Here is an 18,192-nt window from a genome sequence, read left to right on the forward strand (position 1 = left end):
ATGATCGCGGAGTTTGAATCACGCATTCTGGCATTAATCGACGACATGGTAGAGCATGCAAGTGATGATGAGCTTTTTGCCAGTGGGTATTTGCGTGGCCACCTGACGCTAGCCGTTGCTGACCTGGAAGGGGGGGATGACCATTCCGCCGAAGCGGTATACGCCAATGTCACCCTGAGTCTGGAAAAGGCGATTGGCGCGGGTGAACTCTCGCCGCGCGACCAGGCATTAGTGAAGGAGATGTGGGACTCTCTGTTCCAGAAGGTCACGGCAAAATAGCGGCAAATTGTGCCGGATAGCGACGCCTGACGTCTTATCCGGCCAATGATCCCACATTCTGTAGGCTGGGTAAGCTGTCTGCACCGCTATTCGGCATTGCTCCGTTACTGTACCGCTTTCCCCTTCAATAGCTTCCGTACCCATAAACGATTCGGGTTTAATGCCGCCAGCGTGTTCGCATCCATCGGGATCGGCTCCTCACTCATTTGCGCGGCGAGGATCTCCGCACACAGTGGGGCAGAGCACAGCCCACGCGATCCCAGCGCACCCAACATAAACAGATCCGTGTAGACCGGCGCACTTTCCGCGTCAGCTTTGTGTTCAGCCAGGTCTGCATATTGGATGAGCGTCGCGTCATAGTCCGGCACATTACCCACCATGGGCAGGTGGTCGCGGGTGGCGCAACGCACGCCGCAGCGCGCCTCTTTTCCGCTCACATCGACCTCTTTTGCCCACCCGGCATGCGGAAAACAGTCAATCAGGCGCTGCCGATTCTGTTGCTGGTCGTCCTCGCGATAGTATGTTTCTTCACTACCACGATGATAGCTGGCGCCGATACAGTGATGCTGATTGACCGGGTTTTGCGGGGTGAGATAGCCGTCATAGCACAACACCTGTCGTAGGGCGGAGAGCGCAGTGGTGGTGGGAATATGGCTCACCTGACCACCAACAGAGTAAACCGGCAACGGCTGAGTCTGCTCAAAACGATTAATCTGATGACCGTTTGCCAGGACGACAACCTGATGTTCAGCTTGTGTTCCGTCTGTGAACGTCAACTGCCAGCCTGTTTCCTGCGCTGAAAGGGTCGTCAAAGAATGCTGATAACGGGTACGTAATCCCTGTTTTTCGGCCAGGGCTAGTACCGCTGCGGTCAACTCCGCCGGACACAGCCAGCCGCCTTGAGGCCAGGTGATCCCTCCGCAGTTTACCGACAGACCAATGGTTTGCTCGATCTGCGTCGCATCAACGGCCTTTGCGAACGCATTGGGTAATAACTGCGACAGCATTTGTTCGATTTTCTGCTCACTCTTTTCATCCCAGCCTAACTGCGTGACGCCACACCAGTCGTGCGCAAACTCAACGGGCAGGGCGTCATACAGGCGGCGGGCAAAGGTGAACGCAGCAGGAAAGAAGTGGTTAATGGCCGCGTCGTGTTTGCTGAGTAACGGATACAGCGCGCCCTGACGATTACCTGAAGCGCCCTGTGCGGGTTGCTTATCGGCGCAATACAGTGTGACCTGCCAGCCACGGCGTAGCAGCGCCAGTGACAATAATGCGCTGGCGATGCCGCCGCCGATAATTGCCGCTTCACGTTTTGCGGTTCCACGGCGGAGAAACCAGGGAGCAGCGGACGGTTGTGCCAGGGTTTTTTCCATCACACCGCAAAGCATTTCGCGCTTGCGCCCAAACCCTTTGCATTTTTGCATGGTAAAACCGGCATCCTGTAAACCTCGACGCACAAAACCTGCGGAGGTAAAGGTCGCCAGCGTACCGCCAGGACGGGCCAGTCGCGCCATAGCGTTAAACAGATTCTGCGTCCACATATCCGGATTTTTTGCCGGCGCGAAACCGTCGAGGAACCAGGCGTCTACTTTCTGGTTCAGTGTCTCATCCAGTTGCCCGGTCAGCTCATTGATATCGCCAAACCATAAATCCAGCGTCACACGACCCTCGTCCAGAAACAGACGATGGCATCCGGCCAGCGGCAGAGGCCACTGAGCTTGCAACTGTTCAGCCCAGGGCGCCAGTTCAGGCCAATGCTGATGCGCCTGAACCAAATCGGGGTGACTCAGGGGATACTTTTCGAAGCTGATAAAATGAAGTCGTTCTAACGTGGCCTGCGGGTGTGAAGCGCGAAAGGCAGTGAATGCCTGCCAGAGCGTCAGGAAATTGAGACCGGTACCAAAGCCGCTTTCTGCCACAACAAATAATTGCCGTGAATGAGTGGGGAAGCGTTCCGCAAGATGATTTCCACCGAGAAAAACATAACGTGTTTCCTCCAGTCCATTATCATTAGAGAAATAGACATCATCAAAATCTCGGGAAACAGGTGTACCCTCAGCATTAAATTCAAGGTTGGCAGGTTGTATTGCGTATTGTTTCACGTAAGTTACTCGTCTCACAGGCAGTGTCACGATCTTAGCGATGTGTGCCTGGCGGCGCAAATTTCCGCATAAATTGGCTGATCGGACTTGTTCGGCGTACAAGTGTACGCTATTGTGCCATTCGAAACTTAATATAGTGCGACTTACAGAGGTATTGAATGAAACGTGCAGTGATTACTGGCTTGGGCATCGTTTCCAGCATCGGTAATAACCAGCAGGAAGTCCTGGCATCTCTGCGTGAAGGACGTTCAGGGATCACTTTCTCTCAGGAGTTCAAAGATTCAGGAATGCGCAGCCACGTGTGGGGTAACGTCAAACTGGACACCACCGGTCTGATTGACCGTAAAGTGGTCCGTTTCATGAACGATGCCTCTATCTATTCCTATCTCTCCATGCAGCAGGCGATTGAAGACGCCGGTCTGAAAGATGAGGTTTATCAGAACAATCCGCGCGTGGGCCTGATTGCCGGTTCTGGCGGTTCGTCTAAATCTCAGGTTTTTGGTGCCGATGCGATGCGTAGCCCGCGTGGCCTGAAAGCGGTGGGTCCATATGTGGTCACCAAAGCGATGGCCTCTGCGGTATCCGCGTGCCTCGCGACACCGTTTAAAATCCACGGTGTGAACTACTCCATCAGCTCCGCTTGTGCGACGTCCGCACACTGTATCGGTAACGCGGTAGAACAGATTCAGCTGGGCAAGCAAGACATCGTCTTTGCGGGCGGCGGCGAAGAGCTGTGCTGGGAAATGGCGTGTGAATTTGACGCAATGGGCGCGCTGTCTACCAAATATAACGACTCTCCAGATAAAGCTTCCCGTACTTATGATGCAAACCGTGACGGTTTCATTATCGCAGGCGGCGGCGGTATGGTTGTTGTTGAAGAACTCGAACATGCTCTGGCTCGTGGCGCGCACATCTATGCGGAAATCGTTGGCTACGGCGCAACGTCCGATGGCGCTGACATGGTTGCTCCGTCTGGCGAAGGCGCAGTGCGCTGCATGCAGATGGCGATGCACGGTGTTGACACGCCAATCGACTACCTGAACACCCACGGGACTTCCACGCCGGTTGGCGATGTGAAAGAACTGGGCGCTATCCGCGAAGTGTTCGGCGATAACTCTCCGGCTATGTCCGCAACCAAAGCGATGACTGGTCACTCTCTGGGCGCTGCTGGCGTACAGGAAGCCATTTACTCTCTGCTGATGCTGGAGCACGGTTTTATCGCACCAAGCATCAACATTGAAGAGCTGGACGAGCAGGCTGCGGGTCTGAACATCGTGACGGAAGCGACCGATCGCGAACTGACCACCGTGATGTCCAACAGCTTCGGTTTCGGCGGGACGAACGCCACGCTGGTTATGCGTAAACTGAAAGCGTAAGCATCCGTGATGTAAGAAGAGGGGAGCCAAATGGCTCCCTTTTTTATGCGTTGACAATAACCGGTCCCCAAAGGCAAACTCCACGCTCAACATTATCTCTCTGATAATAGTGGGCGTTTAACGTTATCCAACGCACCTTAATCCTGGCGGTCAGGTAGAGGGGGCGTGGCATTTCCTCGCCTTACTCTGCATTTCGGAGTAACGCATGACAGCAGTAACCCAAACAGAAAAAACATCTTCTGCGAATTTTTCGCTATTTCGCATCGCCTTTGCGGTTTTCCTGACCTATATGACGGTCGGTTTACCCTTGCCCGTCATCCCACTTTTTGTGCATCAGGAACTGGGCTATGGCAACACCATGGTCGGTATCGCCGTGGGCATTCAGTTTCTGGCTACCGTACTCACGCGAGGCTATGCCGGGCGACTCGCCGATCAATATGGCGCGAAACGTTCTGTGCTACAGGGCATGTTTGCCTGTGCTCTGGCGGGCGTCGCGTGGCTGCTGGCAGCGCTGCTGCCGGTCTCCATTCCGGTTAAATTTGCGCTGCTGATTGTCGGGCGTTTGATCCTGGGCTTTGGTGAAAGCCAGTTACTGACCGGCACATTAACCTGGGGAATGGGTCTGGTTGGGCCGGGACGTTCGGGTAAAGTGATGTCGTGGAACGGGATGGCGATTTACGGCGCGCTGGCGGCCGGTGCGCCGCTGGGTCTGTTAATCCACAGCCATTTTGGTTTTGCCGCGCTGGCGGGCACCACGATAGCGCTTCCGCTGCTGGCGTGGGCGTTTAACGGCACGGTACGTAAAGTTCCAGCCCATCCAGGCGTACGTCCTTCACTGTGGAGCGTGGTTGGGCTTATCTGGAAACCGGGTGTTGGTCTGGCGCTGCAGGGCGTCGGGTTTGCCGTTATTGGTACCTTCATTTCGCTCTACTTTGCCAGCAACGGCTGGGCGATGGCGGGTTTCACCTTGACCGCTTTTGGTGGCGCGTTTGTGCTCATGCGTGTGCTGTTTGGCTGGATGCCGGATCGCTTTGGCGGTGTGAGGGTGGCAATCGCATCATTGTGCGTTGAAACCGCCGGGCTGGTGTTGCTCTGGCTGGCGCCAGGTGCAGGGTTTGCTTTGCTGGGGGCGACATTAACCGGAGCCGGGTGTTCATTAATCTTCCCGGCGCTGGGCGTAGAGGTGGTAAAACGCGTACCTTCACAGGTACGTGGCACCGCGTTGGGCGGATATGCCGCCTTTCAGGACATTTCCTACGGTGTGACCGCACCTCTGGCGGGGCTATTAGCCACCTCATGCGGTTATCCCTCAGTATTTCTGGCCGGGGCGATCTCCGCAGTGGTGGGCATTATGGTGACATTACTCTCTTTTAGGAAAAGTTAGGAAACCAACAAAAAAAGAGCCAAGGCAATCATGAGCGCGATAATCAGTAGACCGGGCCGTGCCGACAGCGATTTAATGGTTTCAATAATCGGCGCGAACGGACTGTAGATCGGTTGAATATGGCGCGGATCGTTCAATTCCCGGTCTCGTTCGACACGGCGCAGGAAGATCTGGTTAAGCAGGTCCTGCACCTGAACCGTGGTCAGAACCGTTTGTGGCTGGATCTGATAGCTCTGCTGCGCATACTCTTTGATTGCCGTAAATTCATTCGGCTCTAGCGGCTGCTTCAACGCCGCCTGCAGCGTTTGCAATGTGGGCGCGTTCTGTAGGCTGAGTGTCTGGCGCGCCTGTAGCCAGGTCACCAGATGGGTGAACTGTTTCGCCGGGATCAACTCGCCGCTTTTCACGCCGGAGAGTTCCAGCATTGATTGCCAAATCAGCTTGCCAGATTCCCCCGTGGCGGCAGCCAGTTTGGTCACAAGCTGGTTGAGCGTATTGTGTTCGGCGGGTAATAACGGTCTGTCGGTTGCCGGGCGCTGCTGCGGTTGCGGGATAGAGAGCAGCCCTTGTTGCAGTAGCGTCAGCACGTTCTTCAACTGTTCTGGCGTAAGCTGGCTTAACGCAGTCTGGTTATACTGCTGGCGGATAAAATCACTGACGGCCTGGCGATTGTTCCCTAAGCTCAACAGTTCCGTTAATTGCGCCAGCACCTGACGATTAGCGTGGTTTTGCTGGGCGACGCCCAGTCGTTGGCTGAGATTTTGTTCAGCGGCAGGGAAATGACGCGAAAGCAACGGCGTGTCGCTTTTTACCCCTAAATCGTGTTTTATTCCGGCCCAGACTTCCGCACTTTGCTGTTGCGTCAGCGAAATCAGGCGAGTGATCAGTCGTTCCAGCACGGTACGTTGTTGGGTGGACAACGGCTGTTCGCCCGCAATGGAAGGACGGTTCTGTCCTTCACCGGGAGGTTGTGCGGGAGTTCCGGAAATGGGTTGCATCATCACTAATCCTTAAATCTTTGCAAACCAGGTCTCGCAGTATGCCTGGCGGCGAGATTATGGCACACTTGCCCGGTTAACTCTCGTTCTCAAACAGGTACGACAGACGTGAAAATCCTCGTTGATGAAAATATGCCTTATGCCCGCGAATTGTTCAGTCGTTTGGGGGAGGTAAAAGCGGTTCCAGGTCGCCCCATTCCCGTTGCTGAACTCGAAGACGCAGATGCGCTAATGGTGCGCTCGGTCACCAAAGTGAACGAATCTTTGCTGAGCGGAAAGTCCGTTAAGTTTGTCGGAACGGCGACCGCAGGCACTGACCATGTGGATGAGACCTGGCTTAAACAGGCAGGGATCGGCTTTTCTTCTGCGCCTGGCTGCAACGCCATCGCGGTTGTCGAATATGTTTTTTCCTCGTTGCTGATGCTTGCTGAACGCGATGGTTTTGCTTTACGCGATCGTACCGTGGGCATTATTGGCGTAGGGAATGTCGGCGGTCGTTTGCAGGCGCGACTGGAAGCGCTGGGCATTCGCACGTTGCTGTGCGATCCACCGCGCGCCGACCGTGGAGACGAGGGCGATTTCCGCTCTCTTGAAGAGCTGGTGCAGGAAGCGGATATTCTGACCTTCCACACGCCGCTTTTTAAACAAGGGCAATATAAGACGCTGCATCTGGCTGACGACGCGATGATTCGCCGTCTGAAACCTGGAACCATTTTGGTCAATGCCAGTCGCGGCCCGGTGGTGGATAACGCTGCCTTGTTGGCGCGACTGAATGCCGGGCAGTCGCTAAGCGTGGTGCTGGATGTCTGGGAAGGTGAGCCAGAGCTCAATGTCGAATTGTTGGAAAAGATCGATATTGGTACGCCACATATCGCAGGCTATACCCTGGAAGGGAAAGCGCGTGGCACCACTCAGGTCTTTGAAGCGTATAGCGCATTTATTGATAAGGCGCAGCAAGTCGCACTGGATACGCTGTTACCCGCGCCAGAGTTTGGCCGCATCACACTTCACGGCACGTTAGATCAGCCGACGCTGAAAAGACTGGTTCATTTGGTGTATGATGTGCGGCGCGACGATGCCCCGTTGCGAAAAGTTGCCGGGGTTCCGGGTGAGTTTGATAAACTGCGTAAGAATTACCTTGAGCGCCGTGAGTGGTCATCTTTGTACGTGATGTGTGATGACGCTGAAACGGCTGCGCTGTTGAAAAAACTGGGTTTTAACGCCGTTTACCACCCAACACATTAATGTCTTCTTAATGCTCCCTGACGAATAATTCGGCAGGGACGCTTATGTTTTTCTGGAGTAAATCACCATGTCTGAAGGCTGGAATATTGCCATCCTGGGCGCCACGGGTGCCGTAGGCGAAGCCCTGCTCGAAACGCTGGCCGAACGCCAGTTCCCGGTCGGTGAAATCTATGCGCTGGCGCGTAATGAAAGCGCTGGCGAGCATCTGCGCTTTAACGGTAAATCTATCATCGTGCAGGATGTCGCTGATTTTGACTGGACGCAGGCGCAGCTGGCGTTTTTTGTTGCCGGGGCTGAAGCTTCTGCAGCCTGGGTGGAGGAAGCCACCAATGCCGGTTGTCTGGTGATTGACAGCAGCGGGTTGTTTGCTCTCGAGCCGGACGTCCCGCTGGTGGTGCCGGACGTTAACCCGTTTGTCCTGGCGGACTATCGTAACCGTAACGTGATTGCGGTCCCTGACAGCCTGACCAGCCAGTTGTTGTCTGCACTGAAACCGCTGATCGACGAAGGGGGACTTTCCCGAATCACGGTGACGAACATTTTGTCGGCATCCGCGCGCGGTAAAAAAGCGGTCGATGCGCTGGCAGGTCAAAGCGTTAAATTGCTTAACGGCATTCCGATTGATGACGAGGATTATTTTGGTCGTCAGCTGGCATTTAACATGCTGCCGCTGTTGCCGGATCGTGAAGGCAGCGTGCGCGAAGAGCGCCGTATTGTCGATGAAGTCCGCAAAATTATGCAGGATGAGGGATTAATGATCTCCGCCAGTTGCGTACAGTCGCCGGTATTTTACGGCCACGCGCAGATGGTAAATTTTGAAGCGCTGCGTCCACTGGCGGCTGAAGAGGCGCGTGATGCGTTTTCTCGCGGCGAAGATATTGTCTTGTCTGAAGAGACGGATTTCCCGACTCAGGTCGGCGATGCCACGGGTAATCCACAGCTTTCGGTCGGCTGTGTTCGTAACGATTATGGTATGCCGGAACAAGTTCAGTTTTGGTCAGTCGCAGATAACGTCCGTTTTGGCGGCGCGCTGATGGCGGTGAAAATTGCTGAAAAACTGGTGCAGGAGTATTTGTACTAATGTCTGACCAGCAACAACCGTCAGTTTATAAAATTGCGCTGGGCATTGAGTACGACGGCAGTAAATATTATGGCTGGCAGCGCCAGAACGAAGTGCGCAGCGTCCAGGAAAAGCTGGAGACGGCGCTTTCGCAGGTAGCTAACGAACGTATCAACGTATTTTGTGCGGGTCGTACGGACGCTGGCGTGCATGGTACTGGGCAGGTGGTGCATTTTGAAACCACCGCTCAGCGTAAAGATGCTGCGTGGACACTGGGTGTAAATGCGAACTTGCCTGGTGACATCGCTGTGCGTTGGGTGAAAGCTGTACCTGATGATTTTCACGCCCGGTTTAGCGCCACGGCGCGCCGTTATCGCTATATCATCTACAACCATCGGCTGCGCCCGGCGGTTTTAGGTAAGGGCGTTACGCACTATTATGAGCCGCTGGACGCAGAACGTATGCACCGGGCGGCGCAGTGCCTGATTGGTGAAAACGATTTTACCTCGTTTCGTGCAGTGCAGTGCCAGTCACGCACGCCGTGGCGTAATGTGATGCACATTACTGTGACGCGTCATGGTGCGTATGTGGTGGTCGATATCAAAGCAAATGCCTTTGTACATCATATGGTAAGGAATATTGTCGGTAGCCTGATGGAAGTGGGCGCCCACAACCAGCCGGAGAGCTGGATCGCAGAGTTGCTGGCGGCTAAGGACAGACGGCTTTCTGCAGCAACGGCGAAAGCGGAAGGATTGTATCTGGTCGCGGTAGATTACCCTGACCGGTTTGAACTTCCCAAACCGCCGATGGGCCCGCTGTTTTTGGCGGACTAATCAGAATGGCATACCCCGAATATGACGGGGACAATAGGCAAAAGCAATTATGGATCTGATTTACTTCCTTATCGATTTTATTTTGCACATTGATGTGCACCTGGCGGAACTGGTGGCGGAATATGGCGTGTGGGTTTATGCCATTCTGTTCCTCATCCTGTTCTGCGAAACTGGCCTGGTGGTCACGCCGTTTCTGCCAGGTGACTCGCTACTGTTTGTGGCGGGGGCGCTTTCAGCGTTGCCCTCCAACGATCTCAATGTTCACCTGATGGTGGGGTTGATGGTGGTGGCGGCGATTATTGGCGATGCGGTGAACTACACGATTGGCAGACTGTTTGGCGAGAAACTCTTCAGTAATCCAAACTCGAAGATCTTTCGTCGCAGTTACCTGGATAAGACCCATGCGTTCTATGAACGTCATGGTGGTAAAACGATTATCCTGGCGCGTTTTGTCCCTATCGTGCGTACATTTGCGCCATTTGTGGCGGGAATGGGACACATGTCTTATCGCCATTTTGCGTTGTACAACGTGGCGGGCGCACTGCTTTGGGTACTGTTGTTTACCTATGCGGGCTACCTGTTTGGCGATCTGCCGGTAGTTCAGGAAAACCTGAAATTGCTGATTGTGGCGATTATCGTGCTCTCGGTATTACCGGGGGTTATTGAAATTATTCGCCATAAGCGCGCGGCGTCACGTGCCGCAAAATAGAAAGTAACTCAGCGGTTCGACCACTTTTTTATCCAAAGTTTCGGGCTGTTATGTTTTAATGTGCAACATTCATGGTCTGTTGGGGGCAAAAATGGCATTATGCGCCCCCAAAGATAAAACTGGCATCGAACCAGGTTCAGGCAGAAAGGTCACTAATGAGCTGGATTGAACGAATTAAAAGCAACATTACTCCCACCCGCAAGGCAAGCATTCCTGAAGGGGTGTGGACCAAGTGTGATAGCTGCGGTCAGGTTTTATACCGTGCTGAGCTGGAACGTAATCTTGAGGTCTGTCCGAAGTGTGATCATCATATGCGCATGTCGGCGCGCAATCGCCTGCATAGCCTGTTAGATGAAGGAACTCTTGCGGAACTGGGTAGCGAACTTGAGTCGAAAGACGTGCTGAAGTTCCGTGACTCCAAGAAGTACAAAGATAGACTGGCGTCCGCGCAAAAAGAAACCGGGGAGAAAGACGCTCTGGTCGTGATGAAAGGCACGCTTCATGGCATGCCCGTTGTCGCTGCTGCGTTTGAATTCTCTTTCATGGGCGGTTCTATGGGCTCTGTCGTCGGCGCACGTTTCGTTCGTGCCGTTGAACAGGCGCTGGAAGATAACTGTCCGTTGATCTGCTTCTCCGCTTCCGGTGGCGCACGTATGCAAGAAGCGCTGATGTCGCTGATGCAGATGGCGAAAACCTCCGCAGCGTTGGCAAAAATGCAGGAACGCGGATTACCGTATATCTCCGTACTGACCGACCCAACGATGGGTGGCGTATCGGCAAGCTTCGCGATGTTGGGCGATCTCAACATTGCGGAACCGAAAGCGCTGATCGGCTTCGCTGGTCCACGCGTCATCGAGCAAACCGTACGTGAGAAACTGCCGCCGGGGTTCCAGCGCAGTGAGTTCCTGATTGAAAAAGGCGCTATCGATATGATCGTCCGCCGCCCGGAAATGCGCCTGAAACTGGCAAGCGTTCTGGCGAAGCTGATGAATCTCCCGGCGCCAAATCCGGATGAACCGCGCGAAGGTGTGGTGGTACCGCCGGTACCGGATCAGGAAGCAGAGGCCTGATAACTGAAAAGGGCAGGGCCATCGGCGCTGCCCTTTTTCTTTTCTCACCGTAGCGAATTTACAAAAATCATGGACAATAAACGTATCCCTAAAGCCGCGTCGCCCCTGGCCTCGTGGCTTTCTTATCTGGAAAACCTGCACAGTAAAACCATCGATCTGGGCCTTGAGCGTGTCAGTCAGGTCGCGGCACGTCTCGGTGTACTTAAACCGGCACCGTTTGTCTTTACGGTGGCAGGAACGAACGGTAAAGGCACGACCTGCCGCACGCTGGAATCCGTGCTGATGGCGGCGGGCTATAAAGTCGGTGTCTACAGTTCGCCACATCTGGTGCGCTACACTGAACGTGTGCGGGTGCAGGGGCAAGAATTACCCGAGTCTGCGCACACCACGTCGTTTGCAGAAATCGAAGAGTCTCGCGGTGGGATTTCGCTGACCTATTTTGAGTACGGCACGCTTTCCGCGCTGTGGTTGTTTAAACAGGCGCAACTTGATGTGGTGATCCTGGAAGTAGGGTTAGGCGGTCGTCTGGATGCCACCAATATTGTGGACGCAGATGTCGCCATCGTGACCAGCATCGCGCTGGATCATACTGACTGGCTGGGACCGGATCGCGAAAGCATTGGTCGTGAGAAAGCGGGGATCTTTCGGGCGGAAAAACCGGCCATTGTTGGCGAGCCTGAAATGCCTTACACCATCGCCGATGTTGCACAGGAAACCGGAGCGCTGTTGCGTCGTCGGGGAGTGGACTGGCATTTTGAGGTGTCAGGCGATAGCTGGTCGTTTACCGACAGCAACGGTACGGTAACAGATTTGCCATTGCCGCTGGTGCCACAACCTAATGCCGCCACTGCGCTGGCCGCGCTACGCGCCAGTGCGCTGAACATTAGTGAAAAAGCGATTCGCGAAGGGATTGCTCAGGCCATTTTACCGGGGCGTTTTCAGATTTTGAGCGAATCGCCACGTGTTATTCTTGATGTTGCCCATAATCCTCATGCGGCGGAATATCTTACCGGCCGCATGAAAATGTTGCCGAAAAGCGGGCGAGTGCTTGCTGTTATCGGTATGCTACATGATAAAGATATTGCAGGAACATTGGCCTGGTTGAAAAGCGTGGTCGATGACTGGTATTGCGCGCCGTTGGAAGGGCCGCGAGGTGCGACGGCGGAGCAACTGCTGGAACATCTGGGTAGCGGTAACGCCTATGACAGTGTTGCTCTGGCATGGCATGCGGCAATGGCGGACGCAAAACCAGAGGATACCGTGCTGGTGTGTGGATCTTTTCACACTGTCGCACATGTCATGGAAGTGATTGACGCGGGGAGAAACGGTGGCAAGTAAATTTCAAAATCGTTTAGTCGGCACCATTGTGCTGGTCGCGCTTGGGGTGATCGTGCTTCCTGGGCTGCTTGATGGGCAGAAAAAACATTATCAGGATGAGTTTGCCGCGATCCCGCTGGTACCGAAACCCGGCGATCGTGATGAGCCGGACATGATGCCTGCTGCGACGCAGGCGCTACCGACTCAGCCGCCTGAAGGCGCGGCGGAAGAGGTCAGGGCAGGGGACGCAGCTGCGCCATCCCTCGATCCGTCTCGTCTGTCGTTGAACAATACCGCCGATCTCGATCCGGTTCCTGAGCCTATTGAACAACCCAAACCAAAGCCGGTTGAAAAGCCGAAGCCGCAACCGCCGCGTGAACAGCCGGTTGCTGTGACGCCGACGCCGCCTCCTGCGCCGAAACCGGTCGCTGAGGAAAAACCAGCACCGACCGGCAAAGCCTGGGTTGTACAGCTGGGCGCCTTGAAAAATGCCGACAAGGTCAATGAGATCGTTGGTAAACTTCGTGGCGCGGGGTTCCGGGTATATACTTCCCCCTCAACGCCAGTACAGGGTAAAATAACCCGCATTCTCGTTGGGCCTGACGCTTCGAAAGATAAGCTGAAAAGTTCACTGGGTGAGCTTCAGCAGATCTCAGGCTTAAGTGGGGTGGTGATGGGTTATAGCCCGAATTAAGTGACGTTGTTGCCTGATGGCGCTGCGCTTATCAGGTCTGTGATTCGACACTTATATCGTCCGGATAAGGTGTTTACACCGCTATCCGGCAGTGCCCATTGATGCAAAAAGTACGATGGCGTTGAAGATTTTTTCAGCGCCATTTTTATTTACGCGTGGAAAGGAAATCCCTACGCAAACGTTTTCTTTTTCTGTTAGAATGCGCCCCGAACAGGACGACAGGGCGTAAAATCGTGGGACATGTATGGTCTGGATTGATTACGCCATTATCGCGGTGATTGGTTTTTCCTGTCTGGTTAGCCTGATCCGTGGCTTTGTTCGTGAAGCTTTATCGTTGGTGACATGGGGTTGTGCTTTCTTTGTCGCCAGCCATTACTACACTTACCTGTCTGTCTGGTTTACGGGCTTTGATGACGAACTGGTTCGAAATGGGATTGCTATCGCGATACTGTTTATCGCGACGCTTATCGTCGGCGCTATCGTCAATTTTGTGATAGGTCAGCTGGTCGAGAAAACCGGTCTGTCAGGGACTGACAGGGTATTGGGGATCTGTTTCGGGGCTCTGCGAGGAGCGTTGATAGTCGCTGCCATTCTGTTCTTTCTCGATACCTTTACAGGCCTGTCGAAAAGTGAAGACTGGAGTAAGTCGCAGCTTATCCCGCAGTTCAGTTTCATCATCAGATGGTTCTTTGACTATCTGCAAAGCTCGTCAAGTTTCTTGCCCAGAACATAACTGAGTTCTGAGATGTGGCTTAACGAGGAAAAGACGTATGTGCGGTATTGTCGGTATCGCCGGTGTTATGCCGGTCAACCAGTCGATTTATGACGCGTTAACGGTGCTCCAGCATCGTGGTCAGGATGCCGCGGGCATCATCACCATCGATGCGAACAACTGCTTCCGCCTACGCAAGGCGAATGGCTTAGTGAGCGATATTTTCGAAGCTCGCCACATGTTGCGTTTACAAGGCAATATGGGCATCGGTCATGTGCGTTACCCTACGGCTGGCAGCTCCAGCGCCTCCGAAGCTCAACCTTTTTACGTCAACTCACCGTATGGTATTACGCTTGCCCATAATGGCAATCTGACCAATGCGCATGAGTTGCGTAAAAAGCTGTTTGAAGAAAAGCGCCGCCACATCAACACCACGTCAGATTCTGAAATCCTGCTCAATGTCTTCGCCAGCGAACTGGATAACTTCCGCCATTATCCGCTGGAAGCCGACAACATTTTTGCGGCCATCGCGGCGACCAACCGTCAGATCCGCGGCGCGTATGCCTGCGTGGCGATGATTATCGGTCATGGCATGGTCGCGTTCCGCGACCCGAATGGCATTCGCCCGTTAGTGCTGGGCAAACGTGATATTGGCGATGGCCGTACCGAGTATATGGTCGCTTCCGAAAGTGTTGCGCTTGATACTCTGGGTTATGAGTTCCTGCGCGATGTAGCACCTGGCGAAGCGGTGTATATCACCGAAAAAGGCCAGTTGTTTACCCGTCAGTGTGCTGATAATCCGGTCAGCAATCCCTGCCTGTTCGAGTACGTTTACTTTGCGCGCCCTGACTCCTTTATCGATAAGATTTCCGTCTACAGCGCCCGTGTGAACATGGGCACCAAACTGGGCGAGAAAATTGCTCGTGAATGGGAAGATCTGGATATCGACGTGGTCATTCCGATTCCGGAAACCTCGTGTGATATCGCGCTGGAAATCGCGCGCATTCTGGGTAAACCGTACCGCCAGGGGTTTGTGAAAAACCGCTATGTAGGCCGTACCTTTATCATGCCGGGCCAGCAGCTGCGCCGTAAATCAGTGCGCCGTAAGCTGAACGCCAATCGCGCGGAATTCCGCGATAAAAACGTCCTGCTGGTGGATGACTCAATCGTGCGCGGCACAACCTCCGAGCAGATTATTGAGATGGCCCGTGAAGCGGGCGCGAAGAAGGTGTATCTCGCTTCCGCGGCACCGGAAATTCGCTTCCCGAATGTCTACGGTATTGATATGCCGACGGCGACGGAGCTTATCGCGCATGGCCGTGAAGTCGACGAAATCCGCCAGATCATCGGGGCAGATGGGCTTATCTTCCAGGATCTGAACGATCTTATCGAAGCTGTACGTGCCGAGAACCCGGATATTCAACAGTTTGAATGTTCGGTGTTTAATGGCGTGTATGTGACGAAAGACGTTGACCAGCAGTATCTCGATTTCCTGGATACCCTGCGTAATGACGACGCCAAAGCGGTACAACGTCAGAACGAAGTGGAAAACCTCGAAATGCACAACGAAGGGTAATTTCCTTCTCCGGGCAAGGGCGCAGGCAGCGCCCTTGCTTGCAACTCCCCGTAAAATCCTGCAAAGTCAGCCCTGAAGCAAGAAAGGGCAAATAAACATGAAACGACTCATCGTAGGGATCAGCGGCGCCAGCGGCGCGATTTATGGCGTGCGCTTATTGCAGGTATTGCGCGACGTTGCTGACGTGGAAACCCATCTGGTCATGAGTCAGGCGGCGCGGCAGACGCTTTCGCTGGAAACGGATTTTTCTTTACGTGAAGTACAGGCTTTCGCAGATGTCACTCACGATGCGCGTGATATTGCGGCCAGTATCTCCTCTGGTTCTTTTCAGACGGCGGGAATGGTGATTTTGCCATGTTCTATCAAAACCCTGTCTGGCATTGTGCACAGTTATACCGATGGATTGCTGACCCGTGCGGCTGATGTGGTGCTGAAAGAGCGTCGCCCGTTAGTGTTGTGCGTACGCGAAACACCGCTACATCTTGGACATCTGCGTCTGATGACGCAGGCGGCTGAAATCGGTGCCGTGATTATGCCACCGGTCCCGGCGTTTTATCATCGCCCTCAGACCCTGGATGATGTGATTAATCAGACGGTTAATCGCGTTCTCGACCAGTTTAACATTGCTCTGCCGCAGGATCTTTTTACCCGCTGGCAAGGGGCATAATTTGCACTTCCCCCGCGCATAACTTATTCCGTTGCCCTGTTTCAGGGCAATTTTGTAACCGCGATCATATCCTCAACATTTAATTCGTCAAAACCCACCGAAACGCTGCGGTTCAACCGCTATACCTGCTATCTTCAACATCAGGACAATATTGCAACGTTTTATTAACAAATTTAACGTCAAATATCCTCATTGACGTGAAAATGGCATAAGACCTGCATGAAAAAGTCTGCAAACACACAACACAACGTAAAACATAATAAAATTACGCCACTTGAGGGTTATGTATGAAGAAGACGGTTCTCGCTTTGTCTTTGCTGGTAGGACTTTCCGCGACAGCGGCCAGCTACGCAGCATTGCCACAGACGATTCGCATTGGAACAGATACCACCTATGCGCCTTTCTCATCGAAAGATGCCAAAGGGGATTTCGTGGGGTTTGATATCGATCTGGGTAACGAAATGTGTAAGCGTATGCAGGTTAAGTGTACGTGGGTCGCCAGTGACTTTGATGCGCTCATTCCGTCGCTGAAAGCGAAAAAAATTGATGCGATTATCTCTTCTCTCTCTATCACCGAGAAGCGTCAGCAAGAGATTGCCTTCTCCGACAAACTGTATGCCGCTGACTCGCGACTGATTGCCGCGAAAGGCTCGCCGATTCAGCCGACCCTCGATTCACTGAAAGGAAAACATGTTGGTGTCCTGCAAGGCTCAACGCAGGAAGCCTATGCCAACGATACCTGGCGGAGCAAAGGCGTCGATGTCGTGGCCTACGCCAACCAGGACCTCATCTATTCTGACCTGACGGCAGGACGTCTTGATGCTGCATTGCAGGATGAAGTGGCGGCCAGCGAAGGGTTCCTCAAACAGCCAGCCGGTAAAGATTATGCGTTTGCCGGTCCTTCTGTAAAAGACAAGAAGTACTTTGGCGACGGTACCGGTATTGGTCTGCGTAAAGACGATACCGAGCTGAAAGCGGCGTTTGATAAAGCGCTGGGCGATCTGCGTAAAGACGGTACCTACGACAAAATGGCGAAAAAGTACTTTGACTTTAATGTCTACGGTGACTGATTCACCGCAGCGGGAAATTTACTGCACCGTTTTGGTTAACCAAAGCGGTGCATGATAAGTTCCAGGCACTGTTATGGTGCAACAGTTGCTGTCGAAATGAGCATGAATGCATACTTAAGCGTTTTTCATGCAAATTAATATTGCTGGCAGGGTAGAATGCTTTGCCTTGTCAGCCCGATTGATGGCACGATAACTGCTGCTGGTCCTGTAAAGATCCCCTATAAAAGACAGTCTGTTGAGGATAGTTATGAAAAAACTGGTGTTGTCTCTTTCTCTGGTCCTGGCTTTCTCCAGTGCTACCGCCGCATTTGCAGCAATTCCGCAAAAAATTCGTATCGGTACCGATCCGACTTATGCCCCGTTCGAATCGAAGAATGCACAGGGTGAATTAGTCGGTTTTGATATCGATCTGGCGAAAGAACTGTGCAAACGTATTAATACACAATGTTCCTTCGTGGAAAACCCGCTGGACGCGCTGATCCCTTCGTTAAAAGCGAAGAAAATCGACGCGATTATGTCTTCGCTGTCCATCACTGAAAAACGTCAGCAGGAAATCGCGTTTACCGACAAGCTTTATGCAGCAGATTCTCGTCTGGTTGTCGCGAAAGCGGCTGACATCCAGCCCACCATTGAATCCCTGAAAGGGAAACGTGTTGGCGTATTGCAGGGCACCACTCAGGAAACGTTCGGCAATGAACACTGGGCTCCAAAAGGCATTGAAATCGTTTCTTATCAGGGGCAGGACAACATCTATTCCGACCTGACGGCAGGACGTATTGATGCGGCGTTCCAGGATGAAGTCGCTGCAAGCGAAGGTTTTCTGAAGCAGCCTGTAGGCAAAGATTACAAATTCGGCGGCCCGTCAGTGAAAGATGAGAAACTGTTCGGCGTCGGTACCGGGATGGGTCTGCGTAAAGAAGACAATGAGCTGCGCGAAGCCCTGAACAAAGCATTTGCTGAAATGCGTGCTGATGGTACTTACGAGAAGCTGGCGAAAAAGTACTTCGATTTTGATGTATACGGCGGCTAATCACCCCGGCAGTTGATAAAGCCCACTCCCTCCTGCTGATGCGGGAGGGAGAAAAAAGAGGCGAAGC

General features: G+C 53.4%; 17 protein-coding genes. 15 read left to right on the plus strand and 2 right to left on the minus strand.

What is annotated here, in order from left to right; genetic code table 11:
• Nucleotides 1-279: a YfcL family protein gene (locus tag JM656_RS06950; protein ID WP_192612930.1), complete on the plus strand. Its 279-nt coding sequence runs from the start codon at nucleotides 1-3 to the stop codon at nucleotides 277-279.
• Nucleotides 280-383: 104 nt separating this feature from the next.
• On the opposite strand, the gene mnmC is transcribed toward JM656_RS06950, so the two are convergent.
• Nucleotides 384-2,384, minus strand: a complete 2,001-nt coding sequence (gene mnmC / locus JM656_RS06955) for a bifunctional tRNA (5-methylaminomethyl-2-thiouridine)(34)-methyltransferase MnmD/FAD-dependent 5-carboxymethylaminomethyl-2-thiouridine(34) oxidoreductase MnmC (protein ID WP_203360545.1) — start codon at nucleotides 2,382-2,384, stop codon at nucleotides 384-386.
• Between the two features lie 158 nt (nucleotides 2,385-2,542).
• Between mnmC and fabB the strand changes: the two genes are divergently transcribed.
• Both fabB and JM656_RS06965 read left to right on the plus strand, forming a co-directional pair.
• Entirely contained in the window at nucleotides 2,543-3,760 is a 1,218-nt protein-coding gene (fabB, locus tag JM656_RS06960) for a beta-ketoacyl-ACP synthase I (protein WP_203360546.1), read from the plus strand.
• A 205-nt stretch (nucleotides 3,761-3,965) separates the two neighbouring features.
• Nucleotides 3,966-5,144, plus strand: a complete 1,179-nt coding sequence (locus tag JM656_RS06965) for an MFS transporter (protein ID WP_203360547.1) — start codon at nucleotides 3,966-3,968, stop codon at nucleotides 5,142-5,144.
• On the opposite strand, the gene flk is transcribed toward JM656_RS06965, so the two are convergent.
• Nucleotides 5,141-6,142, minus strand: a complete 1,002-nt coding sequence (gene flk, locus JM656_RS06970; RefSeq protein WP_203361228.1) for a flagella biosynthesis regulator Flk — start codon at nucleotides 6,140-6,142, stop codon at nucleotides 5,141-5,143. The two genes, JM656_RS06965 and flk, sit on opposite strands and share 4 nt — an antisense overlap.
• 108 nt (nucleotides 6,143-6,250) lie before the next feature.
• Here flk and pdxB point away from each other — a divergent pair, with 108 nt between their 5' ends.
• The 12 genes from pdxB (at nucleotide 6,251) to hisJ (ending at nucleotide 18,125) form a co-directional block, all read left to right on the plus strand.
• On the plus strand, nucleotides 6,251-7,387 hold the full coding sequence (pdxB, locus tag JM656_RS06975; protein WP_203360548.1) for a 4-phosphoerythronate dehydrogenase PdxB: 1,137 nt from the start codon (nucleotides 6,251-6,253) through the stop codon (nucleotides 7,385-7,387).
• A 67-nt stretch (nucleotides 7,388-7,454) separates the two neighbouring features.
• Nucleotides 7,455-8,468, plus strand: coding sequence for an aspartate-semialdehyde dehydrogenase (locus JM656_RS06980; RefSeq protein WP_203360549.1), 1,014 nt, complete (start codon nucleotides 7,455-7,457; stop codon nucleotides 8,466-8,468).
• Nucleotides 8,468-9,280, plus strand: a complete 813-nt coding sequence (truA, locus tag JM656_RS06985) for a tRNA pseudouridine(38-40) synthase TruA (protein WP_192612924.1) — start codon at nucleotides 8,468-8,470, stop codon at nucleotides 9,278-9,280. The genes JM656_RS06980 and truA overlap by 1 nt, the downstream gene beginning before the upstream one ends.
• A gap of 49 nt (nucleotides 9,281-9,329) precedes the next feature.
• Nucleotides 9,330-9,989 (plus strand): DedA family protein, encoded by a 660-nt coding sequence (locus tag JM656_RS06990; protein WP_203360550.1) that lies wholly within the window; start codon nucleotides 9,330-9,332, stop codon nucleotides 9,987-9,989.
• A 155-nt stretch (nucleotides 9,990-10,144) separates the two neighbouring features.
• Nucleotides 10,145-11,059 (plus strand): acetyl-CoA carboxylase, carboxyltransferase subunit beta, encoded by a 915-nt coding sequence (accD, locus tag JM656_RS06995; RefSeq protein ID WP_203360551.1) that lies wholly within the window; start codon nucleotides 10,145-10,147, stop codon nucleotides 11,057-11,059.
• A 69-nt stretch (nucleotides 11,060-11,128) separates the two neighbouring features.
• Entirely contained in the window at nucleotides 11,129-12,397 is a 1,269-nt protein-coding gene (gene folC, locus JM656_RS07000; RefSeq protein ID WP_203360552.1) for a bifunctional tetrahydrofolate synthase/dihydrofolate synthase, read from the plus strand.
• Complete coding sequence (gene dedD / locus JM656_RS07005) at nucleotides 12,387-13,070, plus strand: cell division protein DedD (RefSeq protein WP_203360553.1); 684 nt, start codon at nucleotides 12,387-12,389, stop codon at nucleotides 13,068-13,070. The genes folC and dedD overlap by 11 nt, the downstream gene beginning before the upstream one ends.
• Before the next feature lie 244 nt (nucleotides 13,071-13,314).
• Nucleotides 13,315-13,803 (plus strand): colicin V production protein, encoded by a 489-nt coding sequence (gene cvpA, locus JM656_RS07010; protein WP_162383106.1) that lies wholly within the window; start codon nucleotides 13,315-13,317, stop codon nucleotides 13,801-13,803.
• A gap of 37 nt (nucleotides 13,804-13,840) precedes the next feature.
• Nucleotides 13,841-15,358, plus strand: coding sequence for an amidophosphoribosyltransferase (purF, locus tag JM656_RS07015; protein WP_192612919.1), 1,518 nt, complete (start codon nucleotides 13,841-13,843; stop codon nucleotides 15,356-15,358).
• Nucleotides 15,359-15,455: 97 nt separating this feature from the next.
• Nucleotides 15,456-16,025 (plus strand): flavin prenyltransferase UbiX, encoded by a 570-nt coding sequence (ubiX, locus tag JM656_RS07020; RefSeq protein WP_203360554.1) that lies wholly within the window; start codon nucleotides 15,456-15,458, stop codon nucleotides 16,023-16,025.
• A 287-nt stretch (nucleotides 16,026-16,312) separates the two neighbouring features.
• Nucleotides 16,313-17,095: a lysine/arginine/ornithine ABC transporter substrate-binding protein ArgT gene (gene argT, locus JM656_RS07025; protein WP_203360555.1), complete on the plus strand. Its 783-nt coding sequence runs from the start codon at nucleotides 16,313-16,315 to the stop codon at nucleotides 17,093-17,095.
• A 247-nt stretch (nucleotides 17,096-17,342) separates the two neighbouring features.
• Nucleotides 17,343-18,125, plus strand: coding sequence for a histidine ABC transporter substrate-binding protein HisJ (gene hisJ / locus JM656_RS07030; RefSeq protein ID WP_203360556.1), 783 nt, complete (start codon nucleotides 17,343-17,345; stop codon nucleotides 18,123-18,125).
• The last annotated feature ends 67 nt before the right edge of the window (nucleotides 18,126-18,192 follow it).

The sequence above is a fragment of the Citrobacter sp. R56 genome, assembly GCF_016811995.1.
Taxonomy (GTDB): Bacteria; Pseudomonadota; Gammaproteobacteria; order Enterobacterales; family Enterobacteriaceae; genus Citrobacter_D; species Citrobacter_D enshiensis.

Coding starts and splice junctions, on each gene's coding strand:
- flk (WP_203361228.1), bottom strand. CDS start 6,142: ATGCAACCCATTTCCGGAACTCCCGCACAACCTCCCGGTGAAGGACAG.
- fabB (WP_203360546.1), top strand. CDS start 2,543: ATGAAACGTGCAGTGATTACTGGCTTGGGCATCGTTTCCAGCATCGGT.
- cvpA (WP_162383106.1), top strand. CDS start 13,315: ATGGTCTGGATTGATTACGCCATTATCGCGGTGATTGGTTTTTCCTGT.
- argT (WP_203360555.1), top strand. CDS start 16,313: ATGAAGAAGACGGTTCTCGCTTTGTCTTTGCTGGTAGGACTTTCCGCG.
- JM656_RS06950 (WP_192612930.1), top strand. CDS start 1: ATGATCGCGGAGTTTGAATCACGCATTCTGGCATTAATCGACGACATG.
- folC (WP_203360552.1), top strand. CDS start 11,129: ATGGACAATAAACGTATCCCTAAAGCCGCGTCGCCCCTGGCCTCGTGG.
- ubiX (WP_203360554.1), top strand. CDS start 15,456: ATGAAACGACTCATCGTAGGGATCAGCGGCGCCAGCGGCGCGATTTAT.
- JM656_RS06980 (WP_203360549.1), top strand. CDS start 7,455: ATGTCTGAAGGCTGGAATATTGCCATCCTGGGCGCCACGGGTGCCGTA.
- accD (WP_203360551.1), top strand. CDS start 10,145: ATGAGCTGGATTGAACGAATTAAAAGCAACATTACTCCCACCCGCAAG.
- JM656_RS06990 (WP_203360550.1), top strand. CDS start 9,330: ATGGATCTGATTTACTTCCTTATCGATTTTATTTTGCACATTGATGTG.
- truA (WP_192612924.1), top strand. CDS start 8,468: ATGTCTGACCAGCAACAACCGTCAGTTTATAAAATTGCGCTGGGCATT.
- JM656_RS06965 (WP_203360547.1), top strand. CDS start 3,966: ATGACAGCAGTAACCCAAACAGAAAAAACATCTTCTGCGAATTTTTCG.
- hisJ (WP_203360556.1), top strand. CDS start 17,343: ATGAAAAAACTGGTGTTGTCTCTTTCTCTGGTCCTGGCTTTCTCCAGT.
- purF (WP_192612919.1), top strand. CDS start 13,841: ATGTGCGGTATTGTCGGTATCGCCGGTGTTATGCCGGTCAACCAGTCG.